The organism is Acinetobacter oleivorans DR1 (assembly GCF_000196795.1).
Classification (GTDB): Bacteria; Pseudomonadota; Gammaproteobacteria; order Pseudomonadales; family Moraxellaceae; genus Acinetobacter; species Acinetobacter oleivorans.
Genome location: NC_014259.1, coordinates 3,984,468 through 3,998,197, shown reverse-complemented (window position 1 = coordinate 3,998,197; position 13,730 = coordinate 3,984,468). Strand labels below are relative to the sequence as shown.

Annotated in this window: 7 protein-coding genes; all 7 read left to right on the top strand. The window is 43.7% G+C overall.

All coding sequences use genetic code 11. The features are described from left to right. Nucleotides 1-23 precede the first annotated feature (23 nt). Genes AOLE_RS18830 through AOLE_RS18800 form a run of 7 tightly spaced genes read left to right on the top strand, consistent with a single transcriptional unit; the run spans nucleotide 24 to nucleotide 13,630 of the window. Complete coding sequence (locus AOLE_RS18830) at nucleotides 24-1,799, top strand: acyl-CoA dehydrogenase (RefSeq protein ID WP_081399392.1); 1,776 nt, start codon at nucleotides 24-26, stop codon at nucleotides 1,797-1,799. Beyond that, nucleotides 1,796-2,056, top strand: a complete 261-nt coding sequence (locus tag AOLE_RS18825; RefSeq protein WP_004795344.1) for an acyl carrier protein — start codon at nucleotides 1,796-1,798, stop codon at nucleotides 2,054-2,056. The genes AOLE_RS18830 and AOLE_RS18825 overlap by 4 nt, the downstream gene beginning before the upstream one ends. Next, the gene (locus AOLE_RS18820; protein WP_013199202.1) at nucleotides 2,053-6,012 is read left to right on the top strand and encodes a non-ribosomal peptide synthetase; all 3,960 of its coding nucleotides are present in this window, start codon (nucleotides 2,053-2,055) and stop codon (nucleotides 6,010-6,012) included. Before AOLE_RS18825 ends, AOLE_RS18820 begins: the two co-directional genes overlap by 4 nt. Before the next feature lie 24 nt (nucleotides 6,013-6,036). Beyond that, a complete protein-coding gene (locus tag AOLE_RS18815) occupies nucleotides 6,037-9,690 on the top strand; it encodes an outer membrane lipoprotein-sorting protein (RefSeq protein ID WP_013199201.1) in 3,654 nt (1,217 codons plus the stop codon). Next, nucleotides 9,687-10,961, top strand: a complete 1,275-nt coding sequence (locus tag AOLE_RS18810) for a DUF1302 family protein (protein WP_013199200.1) — start codon at nucleotides 9,687-9,689, stop codon at nucleotides 10,959-10,961. The genes AOLE_RS18815 and AOLE_RS18810 overlap by 4 nt, the downstream gene beginning before the upstream one ends. Before the next feature lie 54 nt (nucleotides 10,962-11,015). Then, nucleotides 11,016-12,869 (top strand): alpha/beta fold hydrolase, encoded by a 1,854-nt coding sequence (locus tag AOLE_RS18805; protein ID WP_013199199.1) that lies wholly within the window; start codon nucleotides 11,016-11,018, stop codon nucleotides 12,867-12,869. Further along, complete coding sequence (locus tag AOLE_RS18800) at nucleotides 12,869-13,630, top strand: 4'-phosphopantetheinyl transferase family protein (protein WP_013199198.1); 762 nt, start codon at nucleotides 12,869-12,871, stop codon at nucleotides 13,628-13,630. The genes AOLE_RS18805 and AOLE_RS18800 overlap by 1 nt, the downstream gene beginning before the upstream one ends. Nucleotides 13,631-13,730 lie beyond the last annotated feature (100 nt).

Genomic DNA, 13,730 nt, shown 5'->3' with positions numbered 1-13,730 from the left:
AACTCATGTCACTTACATCTAATTTGCGGCAGTTTCAATCTGCTGCTCGTCTGGAGCAAATTTTAGGCTCCGTACATGATACCAATAATGATTTTTCTTGGTCCGCTGCCATTGAGCGTGATGAGAAGGAACAATACCCTCAGCGTGCTGTTGATTTTCTGAATGCCGTGGGCATGAACCGTTTTTATGTACCTTCAGAGCTTGGAGGTCGTATGGAAATTGGTGAAGAGTTGCTATATCTGCATCGTGTGCTGGCACGACGTGATCTAACCATCAATTCGACCTATAGCACGAATGCTTGGTCTGTGATTGTATGGATTGGCGGTAATGCGAACCAATGCCAAAACATTGCTAGTCGAATTTTGAGTGGTGCTGCACCAGCGCTGGCTTATAGTGAGAAAGCGCACGGAGCTGACCTTTTATCTAGTGAAGTAACTGCACAAGCTACTGAAAGCAAGTACGTTTTGAATGGCGAAAAATGGTCAATCAATCGCGCTACTCTAGGTGACTCTTTAAGTCTGATTGCTAAAACGTCGGATGACCGTGGACCACGTAGTCTGAGTGCATTCTGGCTTGATAAGCGTCATATGGTTTCTAAGGGAACGTATAGCCTGAACCGTCTACCAACAGTGGGTATGCGTGGGTTAGATATCAGTGGTATTGGCTTTAACAATGCTGAAATTCACAAAGATGCTCTGATCGGTGAAGAAGGTCAGGGCTTAGAGCTTGGGCTCAAGACGCTACAGGTGACGCGTGCATATTGCAGCAGCTTCTCTTTGGGTGCGGGCGATACGATGCTGCGCATCGCGACTGAGTTTGCTATTGAGCGTGAGTTATATAACAAAAAAGTAATAAGCATTCCGCTAGTGCGTGAGCAACTGGCTACAGCCTATGCCTATCTATTGGCGGCTGAGGTGTTGTCACTCGTTGGTGCGCGTGGGTTACATGTTTGTATCAATCAGTTCAGTACATGGTCACCGATCATTAAGGTACTGGTGCCTGAGTATGTAGAGTCACTCGCTAAGATCACCTCCTCAGTGCTTGGGTCGCGTTTTTTCTTAAGAAATGCATATGCGGATGGAATGTACCAGAAAGCTTTCAGAGACCATCTGATTGTTAGTGTGTTTGACGGCAGTAGCACCGTCTGTCTAGACAGCCTGAGTTTTCAGCTCAAATCTGCCAATAAAGGCCGTAGCAAAAAAGTAAACCATCTCGACCAAGCCGAAGCTAAAGCACGCTATCACCAGTTATATGACTTACAGGTGAAGACGGATGCTATTGATTTTCGTGAGCTTGAGATTTTCAACCGCGATGGTGACTTGGTGATGGAGTCACTGGGAACGATCATCAAGATGCTCAACGATGCGGACGTTACAGAGGGACTGACTGCTGAGATTCTGTCCCCGCTACGTGAACGTGCTGATCAGCTTCTTATCGAGCAGCGCACGCTAGATCAAAAAATTCAGGATTATTTCTCAAATTCAGAAGCGGCTAAAGAGTTTGAAACATTACGTTTCAGCTTGGCCCGTGACTATGCCGAGTTATTTGCTCGCATTGCTGTGCTGGGTTTTTGGATATTTAACCGTCATGGCTTAAGACCTGCTTTGCAGGATGGTGCGTGGCTGATCATTTTCCTAAATGCTGCTGAAGGGCAGACATCCCCTCCAATGACATCACTACGTGAAAGCACATTGGCAGATCTGCTAGACCGAATTTCAACCAACCATATGTTATCTGTCATCGATTTTGCACTGGCACCACGTGATGCCAAACCGGTTAAAGAGGAGATTACCCCATGAATAAAGATAAAGCTTACTGGAGCGCAATCATTCGTACGCTAGTAGCCAAAGAAATGCGCGTAGAGCCTGAGACGATTAATCCAGATCAAAAATTTACCAGTTACGGTCTTGATTCGATCGTTGCTTTGTCTGTGTCTGGGGATTTAGAAGATCTGACAAAACTAGAGCTTGAACCGACACTACTATGGGATTACCCGACAATTAATGCGTTGGCTGAATATCTTGTTTCTGAGTTGCAACAGGGAGTTGCTTCGTGAATAACCTTGTACGACTAGAACCAGAAGTTCTGTCACGTCATGCGATTTCTGCAGAACAGCTCGGCATCTGGTATATCCAGCGCCTTGAGTCGACCTGTAGTGCCTACAACATGGTGGTGGCTTTTGATGTGAAGGTCAACCAACCATTAGGCAATAAGCCGATGGAGATTCTAGAAGCGGTAATGCATGATTATCCGCTGCTACGTGTAAGTATGCCTGCCAATGATCAGGGTATTGAGCAACTTATCTGGGATCGAATCTATCCTAATATCGTCTTCTCTGATGCTCGTCATGTCGATGCATCTGATTTGACACAATTGGTCGAGCAGGATACTAAACAGCCGTTTGATCTGACTCAGCCACCGCTGTGGCGTATTCATTGTTATGAACGTGGTGAAAATCACTATGTGATTGCAGTCGTGATTCATCATGCCCTCATGGATTTCTGGTCGATTGGTCTCTTACTGCGTGATGTCGGCAAACGTTTTGGACTAGTTGCAGAGTCAGACGTAGTGAACGGAATCGAGTTCGCACAGTATGCTGATAAGCAGCAGAGTACTGCGATTGACGATGCTGATGAGAGTCTACTGTTCTGGAAAAATGCGTTACAACATGCACCACACGTACATAGCATTCCGCTTGATTATCCTCGTCCGGCTGTGCAGCAACACAAAGGTAGCTCACTGGTGTTCCGTGTGCCTGAGTCAGTGTCGTCTGGTCTTGTGAACTTAGCGAAAGATTATGAGATCACGCTGTTTGGACTCGTACTATCTGGCTTCTATATCCTGCTACACAAGCTATCAAATGAAAATGAACTCGTTATTGCTACACCTGTAGCTGGTCGACTTGAACGCTCGTTGCGCAATGCGCTGGGGCAGTTTGTCAATACGATTGCTATTCACATGGACATTGATGCTGACCAGACTTTACGTCAATTTACACAGCAGGTTCAGGAACAATTAAGACAGAGCCTCAAGCATCAAAAAGTTGCCTTTTCCAGAGTAGTTGAAGCTGTCTCACCAAAGCGTGATGGCAGTATTAACCCATTAGCTCAGGTGGGAATGTTTTGGGAACGTCTAGGTGGCATGGATGAGTTTAAAGAACTACTTTTGCCAATACAGACCCCAGCGACTTTGGTCGGCCAAGACCTGACCTTAGGAAGTTTTCCAGTTCGCCAGCAAGAAGGTCAATTAGATCTGACGCTGGAAATGGGCGGTGAATATCAAGGCGAATTGGTTGGTGTATTGAAATATAACTCCGAGTTATTTTCTGCACAGTCTGCCGAGAATATGGTGCAACTGCTGCAATCTGTACTATCAGAGATGGTAGCTCACCCTGAACGTAAGATCGTTGAGTTAGATATTGCGCCTGATTATGTGGATGGCATCCAGTTCGACACCCTACGTGGAAAGGCGACTGATTATCCTCAACATGATCTACTGGCAATGATTCTAAAGCAGATTGATGAGCGTGGTGACAATCATGCTTTGACCTCGAAGGATCATGCGGTTAGCTATCGTAAGTTAGGCCAACATATCGCTGGTATTGCTGAATATTTGCGTGCGCATGGCGTTACCCGTGGTGATCGTGTAGGTCTGATGTTAGATCGTACAGCTTTATTGCCAGCAGCAATCCTCGGGATCTGGGCGGCAGGAGCAGCTTATGTACCGCTAGATCCTAATTTCCCAAGTGAACGTCTACATAACATCATCGAAGATGCTGAACCTAAAGTCATCTTAACTCAAACCGAGTTGATGGATGCTCTTAACATTTCTGTGCCGCGTTTAGATATCAATCAAGCTGGCGTTGTACCGCTAGAGCAAGTGCGCGAGACGCTGGCCTTTGGTGAAACCGCTTATGTGATGTACACCTCAGGCTCGACAGGTAAGCCTAAAGGTGTGCGTATTGGGCATCCTTCAATCATCAATTTCTTGCTATCTATGAATGATAGGTTGCAAGTAACGACTGAGACTCAGTTGTTAGCAATCACCACTTATGCATTTGATATCTCGATTCTTGAGTTGCTCATTCCGCTGATCTACGGCGGTGTAGTACATGTTTGCCCACGTGAGGTATCACAAGACGGCAATCAATTGGTGGATTATCTAAATACTAAATCTATTAATGTTTTGCAGGCAACACCGGCTTCTTGGAAAATGCTCTTAGATAGCGAGTGGAGCGGCAATGCGGGATTGACAGCACTCTGTGGAGGCGAAGCGTTAGATACTATTCTGGCAGAAAAACTGCTGGGTAAAGTCGGTTGCCTATGGAATGTCTATGGTCCGACTGAAACTACAGTATGGTCTAGTGCAGCTCGTATCACCGATGCAAAGTGTATTGATTTAGGCGAACCACTAGCGAACACCCAGCTTTATGTTCTTGATGAACAGCAACGTTTAGTCCCACCGGGCGTCATGGGAGAGCTTTGGATTGGAGGTGATGGTCTAGCAGTTGATTACTGGCATCGACCTGAGCTGACAGATGCACAATTTAGAACTTTGCCATCTCTACCAAATGCTGGTCGACTCTATCGTACAGGAGATAAAGTCTGTCTGCGTACGGATGGAAGTTTGACTCATCATGGACGTCTAGATTTCCAAGTCAAGATTCGTGGATTCCGTATTGAACTAGGTGAAATCGAGAATGTTATCAAGCAGATCGATGGTATCACCGATGCAGTTGTACTGGTTAAGAGTACAGCAAGCAATGACCAGAAACTGGTGGCTTATTTAACTGGACATGAGATTGATATTGCTAGTCTGAAAAAGACGATGCAAATCCATCTACCAGCTTACATGGTACCAAATACGTTTATGACGTTGGATGAATTTCCAATGACGGCCAACAATAAGTTGGATCGTAAAGCGTTTCCTGAGCCTGTGTTTGAACAAAGTAACGATTATGTTGCACCACGTGATCCGATTGAAATTGAACTCTGTACTACTTTTGAGCAGATTTTGTCGGTTAAACGGGTTGGTATACATGATGACTTCTTTGACTTGGGTGGACATTCGTTACTTGCTGTGAAGCTTGTTAATCACCTCAAAAAAGCATTTGGCACCGAACTATCAGTTGCTTTGTTGGCCCAATATTCCACTGTGGAGAGTTTGGGTGAGATCATTCGTGAAAATAAAGAAATTAAGCCTTCTATTGTAATTGAACTACGCCGTGGAACTTACGAGCAACCACTGTGGTTGTTCCATCCAATTGGTGGTAGCACCTTCTGTTATATGGAGCTTTCGCGTCATCTCAATCCGAAACGTACCTTGCGTGCTATTCAGTCTCCTGGACTGATTGAGGCAGATGCTGCGGAAGTGGCAATTGAAGATATGGCAACGCTCTATATTGCTGAAATGCAAAAGATGCAGCCTGAGGGACCTTATTTCCTCGGTGGATGGTGCTTTGGCGGTGCGATTGCATACGAGATCAGTCATCAGTTGCGTCAAATGGGACAGCAGGTCACAGGTATTGTCATGATCGATACCCGTGCTCCAATTCCAGAGAATGTGCCTGAAGATGCTGATGATGCGATGCTTTTGTCTTGGTTTGCCCGTGATTTGGCTGCGCCTTATGGCAAGAAGTTGACGATCCCAGTGCAATACTTGCGTGAATTGAGTCCAGATCACATGTTTGATCATGTGCTTAAAGAAGCCAAGGCCATTAATGTCCTACCTTTAGATGCAGACCCATCAGATTTCCGACTTTACTTTGATACCTATTTGGCGAATGGCATCGCACTCCAGACTTATTTCCCAGAGCCTGAAGAGTTTCCGATTCTTTTTGTGAAAGCCAAAGATGAACCAGAAGATTTTGGGGAAAGCCTAGGTTGGGATCAATTGGTCAAAGACACCTTTAAACAGGTGGATCTGCCTGGTGATCATTCATCAATTATGTACGCTGAGAATGTCGTGGCTGTTGCCCAGACAATTGATCAGATGTATCCAATTCCCGCATAAGAAATACAAGAAGGTAGAACCACTATGGTGACCATAGAACATGCTTTCCTCATACCGGCCGAGATTGACAAGGTTTTCAACTACCTTGCAAACCCGGCCAATGATGCAGGTTGGCAATTGTCGTGTAAGCATTCTGAGCTGCTAGACAGTACTCCGCGTGTAGGTAGTAAGTACGAAATCGGTTTTAGCTTTATTGGTCGTGAAATGTCCTTTAAAGGTGAAATTACACATCTAGTACCGAATGAATTGTATGCGTTTAAAGTAGTGGAAGGACCCTTTCACTACACTGGGACTTACCGTTTCAAACCACATGCAGAAGGTACCTGGATTGAATGGGTGTTTGAGGCAGAGCCAGGCAGCTTTTTTGGTGTATTGCCCCCAGCACTGCTAAAAAAGATGGTTCTTGCTCAGTTTAAAAAAGATGTTGCTAATCTTGAAGCATTGGCTCAGAAGGGTGAAGCCTATGAGTCGGTTGGCAACGATGGTAAGCAAACGCATGAGACCAATAGTAAACCACTTCGTAAAACTCATCAGATGATGGAACAATACGCGCGTTGGATTCTCAGACATCGCCGTATTGTACTGACTGTGGTGATGCTTTTAACGCTTGCCTTGGCATATCTCGCATCTGGCGTAAAAATTATTATTGATCCAGATGCGCTTGCCCCCAAAGGTCATCCTTATATCACCTCCACCAAGCTGATTGAAAAGAAATTCGGCTCCAAGTACATGGTCGTGATTGGTATTACACCGAAGCAGGGTGATATTTATCAGCCGCAAGTGTTAGAAAAAGTCAAACGTATTACCGAAGAAGTTGATAATGCTCCGGGCGTGGTTCGATCTACTCTAATGAGTCTGGCCGCGCGTCAGGCCAAAGGGATCACCGCCAATTCGGATGGATTTGATGCCAAGAAACTACTGCCGAATAGTTCTGTGACCGAGAGTGATGTCGATCACCTGAAAAAACTGCTGGCACTGAATCCAATATATATGAATTCGGTGGTATCTAAAGATCAGAAAACGGCTGCTATTTTGCTTGAACTTGAGGAAAGTCCAGAAGGCTTCCAAAAGATGATGGGCCCGATCAACAAAATCGTAGCGGCTGAACAGTCTAAGGATATGACCATCAGTGTTGGTGGTAATCCAGTCTATTTAGATAAAGCTGAAGATTACTCTAAGCGTATCAACATCTTGTTCCCAATTGCCGTGTTGGTTATTGGATTATTGCACTTCGAAGCATTCCGCAGTAAACAAGGTCTGATTTTGCCATTAGTTACAGCTTTGCTGTCTGTAACATGGGGTATGGGCATGATGGGGCTGTTCAAACAGCCGATGGATATTTTTAACTCTCCTACACCAATTCTGATTCTGGCCATCGCGGCAGGGCACGCCGTGCAGTTGCTCAAGCGATACTATGAAGATTTTGATCGTCTGATTGCCCAAGGGATGGAGCCTAAAACTGCAAATAGCGAAGCCGTGGTGCAGTCTATGGTTCGTGTTGGTCCAGTTATGATACTGGCTGGCGGAATTGCAGCGGCTGGATTCTTCTCTCTGTTGACCTTTAATATTCCAACTATCCGTTCATTTGGTATTTTTACAGGAATCGGGATCATCAGTACGCTGATCATTGAGATGACTTTTATTCCTGTACTTCGCTCAATGTTACCACCGCCTTCGGTTACCAAGGTTGCACGCAAAGGTTTGCCGATCTGGGACTGGATTCCAAAACGAATTGGTGATGTCATTCTGTCAGTTCGTCCGCGAATGATGCTAATGACTGTGATTGCAGTACTGGGCGTTTTTCTTGCTCTCGGCACGAGTCGTATTGTAGTGGATAACGATAGCCGCAACTTCTTCTCGCGCGATCTACCAATGCAGCAAGACGACAGATTCTTGAATCAGTCTCTTGGTGGTACAAACAGTCTCTACATCATGGTCGATACCAAAGTTCGTGATGGTATTGAAAACCCAGAAATTCTAAAAGCGATTGATAATACAGAGAAGTTTGCGAATTCAATTCCAGAGGTTGGTAAAACTATCTCTATCGTGGATTATATCAAAAGAATGAATCAGGCAATGAATGCCGATCAGCCACAAGCATTTCAGGTTCCAGCAACCAAAGATGTGGTTGCTCAGTATCTGCTGCTGTATTCAATGTCTGGTGAGCCGACTGATTTTGAATCTTACATTGATACAACTCAACGCTATGCCAAGATCACGATTCTGCTAAAAACAGGTAGTAATCACCGCATCAAAGAAATACTTGAGTCGCTAAAAACATATATGGCGGGTCAATTGGGTGATAAAGCAGTCGTGAGTTTTGGTGGTGATGTGACTCAGACCATCGCTTTAACCGAAACCATGGTTCACGGCAAGCTCATGAACATTCTACAGATTTCATTTGCCGTATTCTTTATCTCTGCCTTGGTTTTCCGTTCGTTCTCTGCTGGACTCATTGTCCTAACACCACTTCTATTCTCGATTCTTGCGATTTTTGGTGTGATGGGCTGGCTCGACATTCCGCTCAATATTCCGAACTCTCTGATCTCAGCCATGGCGGTTGGTATTGGTGCAGATTATGCCATTTACTTCCTCTATCGCTTGCGAGAAATCTTGAGTGAAGAGGGTAGTGATATCAAAGATGCTATTCGTAAAACTTTAAGTACTGCTGGTAAGGCTTCGCTTTTTGTTGCGACTGCTGTTGCTGGTGGGTATGGCGTATTGTCCTTATCGCAAGGCTTTCATGTGCATCAATGGCTAGCGATGTTTATTGTGATTGCGATGCTTTTCAGTGTATTTGCAACCTTAATTATGGTACCTACAATGATTCTAATGTTGAAACCTCGTTTTATTTTTCCCTCAAATAAGAAGAACATTACCGTTGCACAAACTGTTGTGACAAGTCTCTTGTTGGGTACGGCACTCACAATGTCGATGCCTAAAACATCTCATGCAGATGAAGTTCAAGATATTGTTAACCGTAGTGATGATGCCTCTAAGTTCTTGTCTTCAAGTGCTAGTGCTAAATTTGTGCTGACTTCTAAAAGCGGCGAGCAACGCGTACGTTTGACTAAAAATATGACTAAGCTTGCTGGAAATACTCAGAACAATATGCGTTTGACTGAATTCATCTCACCAGCAGATGTACAGGGAACCACGACGCTGTTGATCGAGAATGCGAAAGGCAGTGATAGCATGTTTGTCTATTTGCCTGCATTAAAAAAAGTACGTCGTTTGGCATCAGCGAATAAGGGCGATGCTTTTATTGGTACGGACTTTAGTTATGGTGATGTACTTGGTTATAAGCTAAGTGACTGGAAGTACACTAAACTGGCAGATGGCAAATTTAATGGCAAAGATTGCTACACGATTGAAGCAACGCCAATCAATAATACTGTGAAGAGTGACTTTGGTTATAGCAAACGTCGCATGTGTATCCTCAAAGACAACTTTGTTACAGCAACCATCGACATTTGGGATACAGCAGGTAAGCCATTAAAACACATTGAGTTCACGGATATCCGTCCTTACGGCAAAGTGAAACCAAGATGGCAGGCCATGAAGTCTATGGCAAAGAACCTGCAAACTCAGCATATGACACAAGTGATCGTCAATGATTTTGTCGCAGAGAAAACCTTATCCGATAAGCTTTTCTCACCGCAGAGTCTTGAAAAATGATGCAAGGTGCCTATTGGGTATTTGCATGCTGCAGTAGCTTTATGCTACTGCAGCATGCTCATGCAGATGACAGCGAAATTAGTTTTGTGAGCCAGAACTCAGCCAGACTTGATGTGTGGTCATCAGATCGTGATTTAAGTTCGTTAAAAAACATTGGACAAGCAAGCTTCTGGTCCAATGGTACGCTCAAGTTTAATCCAGAGTTTAAGATCCATTACGACATAAATATTGGAGACGAAACAGACCATACTGTAAACCCAGATCAGGTGAGCAAGGTAAATCGCAACTTACGTGAGTTGTATGCTTCTTATAACTGGGATCAGACAGTCTATGTCGATGTTGGTCGCCAGATTGTAGTCTGGGGGAGAGCTGATGGGATTAATCCAACGGATAATCTATCACCCCGTGACTATACGCGCCTAGTGCCCGATGAGACAGATCAACGTCTTGGAAATGATGCAATTAAATTGACATATATTCCTGAATCAGGAACCAATAAATGGACAGCATTGTGGTATCCGCGTAGTCGTTCAGATGTGATTCCATTGCGTCAGATTTCTGGTGTCCAGTATGAAATAGATAAGAAGAGCCGTCCTGCATTTGCAATGCGCTGGGATTATTCTGTAGATGGTCTCGATGTTGGCGCATCGTATTTCTCAGGTTTGGATCACATGCCCGATCTGTCAATTCTTTCTGCATCTCCAACAGGGGAGGCAACATTGCAGCTGAAAAATAATCCTATTTCCGTCTATGGATTTGATTTCAGTTATAACCATAATGATATCGTATGGCGTGGTGAAGCGGCATATACCCACACTGACTCGAATGGTAGTGAAGATCTTACGCACAAAAAAAATAATCTGACCGTGGTCATAGGTCCAGAATTAGCATTGAAGAATTCCACGCTAAGTTTGGTTGGCGTATATAAACATACGGAGGACTTTAGATCTGCCGACAGCTTAATAAATCCGGTATTGAGAGAAGTTTACCGTTATCAGCAAACGATCAGTGACCAATATGAGCAGGATCAGTATGGAGCTATGCTGCGCTATGCACTTAACCTACTGAATGATAATCTGAAATTAGAAGTAACAGGATTCTACTTTGCACCAGAGCCTAATGAATTGTTGAGAGTACGTATTAATTACAGCCTTGATGATCACTGGCAATTGAATGTAGGTGGAGATCGCTTCTGGGGTAGAAATGATACGGTGTTAGGACAATTTAGAGATAACAGTCTGGTGTATGCCCAGGTTCGATATAATTTTTAAGATAATTCGCTCCAAAACAATGCTGGGAGTGCCCAGTCCCTAATAAGGTGATTTATGGATAATTTAAATAACGCAAAAAAAGATAATTTTTCACGGAAGACCATATTAGTAACAGGTGCAGCAGGTTTTATTGGTAGCAGACTGATCGTTGATCTTCTGCGTGAAGGTCATCAGGTGATTGCTGCGCTGCGTAATGCCGCAACCAAGAAAGATAAGCTGTTAGGTTTCATTGCAACAGAAGGGCTGGTCGATCCGTCTATTTCGTTTGTCGAATATGATTTAAGTCGCGATTTTAAGCTGGACTCTCTGCTAGCGGATGCTCAGGCAAAGATCCATGTGATTTATCATCTTGCCGCATCATTTAATTGGGGCATTAGCAAAGCTGAAGCTGAACGTACCAATATTAAGTCAGGACTTGCCTTGATTGAATGGGCTGCAACATTGAAGCAGCTTGAGCGATTTATCTGGATTGGTGGATATCGTGTGGCTGCTCCGCCACAAGAGTCGGCTGATGAGTTGTATTGCAAACATGGTGGCTATGAAGCTTCAAAAATTTTGGGTTATCAAGCTTTTATTGAGGCTTGTAAGCGTTTAAATGTGCCATGGACTGCAATAAATCCAGCGACGGTCATTGATGGTTTTTATAACTATGGTGATATGCAATATATCGGTATTGCTGACATGATTGATAAGCTCTATCAGGGACGTCTGCTGGCATTGCCAGGTGGTCGTGACACTTTCCTGCCACTATGTAATATGCAGTATATCGTGAGCTTTTTGATTCGAACGATGTCTTATCCTGAGACTATTGCTCAGGAGTATATGTTGCTTGATCCTGCGACGCCGAAATTTCATCGTCTCGTTCACCTAGCTGCCGAGCATTTGGGAGTCAGCACACCACATTTACAAGTACCCAAAGGTCTATTAGAGAAATTACCTGAGGTATTGCTTGATGGTTCTAAAGAACAACTCTCTTTCATTTCTACCGAGCACTATCATGTTGCTGGGGCAGAGGCGATGGCAGCGAAAATGGGCATCGCGGACCTGATCAATATCACTCCTTATTTTTCTCGTTGGATTGATCGTTTGGTGCTTACACGCTTTGGTCGTATGCAAGTACCAACACCTAGTCATTTCAGCTATCAGAATCGATATTGGACAGAAATTTATACTAAACAGCCGATTAGTTCTGACACATCATCTGCATTATTTTTACATGGGATCCCATTTGATAGTGCATGCTGGTCTCCAATCATTAATAAAATCACATACAATCAGGTCGCTATGATGGACCTGCCGGGACTTGGACGTTCAGGCAGTTATGAGATGATGGAAGACAACAACCATCAATTTATTGATGCCGCTGCAAAACTTTTAGCGCCAAATAGTGTTGTTATTGCACATTCGTTAGGATGTCTTTTTGCGTTGAATCTTGCAAAGAAATATCCAGATAAAGTTGCACGTCTTATCCTCATATCACCTTATTTTGTTCAGGCGCAGGCCGCTAAAATGTTTCAGATACAAGCTATATCTAATCTGATTTTCCGTTTTGTGCCAAAAGATATGATTGCTAAAGACCTACATCCAGATGGACAACAAAATCCGTCTGTTGGTTATGCGATGGATTCATTACGTCGAGTGTCGGTAGCCAAGCATATTAGTGAATATATGCACCGTATTAGTTTGCCGCAGCAGCGAGCAACTCAGACAGCTTTGTTAAATGAGCTTCGTTCTAAAGTTGAAATCATTGTGGGAGATAAAGATCCAATTGTTACCACAATAAGCGCAGATATCCCTATACATATTATCGCTGGCGCAGGCCATAATCCACACGTTACACATGTAGATGCGGTTTCTGACTATCTCGCACCTGTTCTAATGAAATACAACAGCACTACCGCTTCCTAATGTCTGATCGTGCCCAAGTGCAGGTTTATGTCTGCCCAGTTTCACGGGTACCACAAGACCATATGGTATTGAGTCATTATCTCGGCTTTCTCAGTTCGGCAGAGAAGCTGAGATATGATCAATATCATCCTAAGGCGGCTCGCCTTTTCTTGATCTCTCGAGTATTAGTGAAGACTGTCTTGGCGGATAAGCTAGGCATCTCACCTCATCAAGTTAATATTCAATTACATCCCAACGGCAAGCCTTTTGTACAAGGCAGCAAGGCTGTGTATTTTAATCTTACTCACTCAGCGGACGTTATTATCCTCGCTGTGACTGAAGAAGGGGAAATAGGAGTGGATATTGAACAAGTGGATCGTGAGTTCGAGTGGATGCGTGTTGATAGTGTGTTAGCACCGATTGAAATTGAATGGATTAAAGAGAATGAACTCACTGATCCATTCAGTGTATACCAGCGGTTTTTTCAAATATGGACCTTAAAAGAGGCTTATATCAAATGTACTGGCGAAGGAATGAGCCGTCATTTAAGGAAGCTCAACTTTCATGTGTTGCCTGAGCATATACAGTTTCTCGACTCAACCAATGATGCTCGAAAGACAGAAGAGTATTATTTTGAAAGCTATATATATGATTCTCACTTCATCTTTTCTATCTGTTTACAACAAATCCATACCCTAGAGCGCTTTAACTTGGACTGTTTTCAATTATTACCCTTTATATCTACGCATCGAATAACCCCAACGCCTTGCAAATATAACTAGATTAAATTGTTATAACTGACAATTTAAAAATATGAATCTAGTAATGAAATATTTGGCTTTGAGCTGGGCCATTCTCAATGAATTATGCTGTGAATAGATA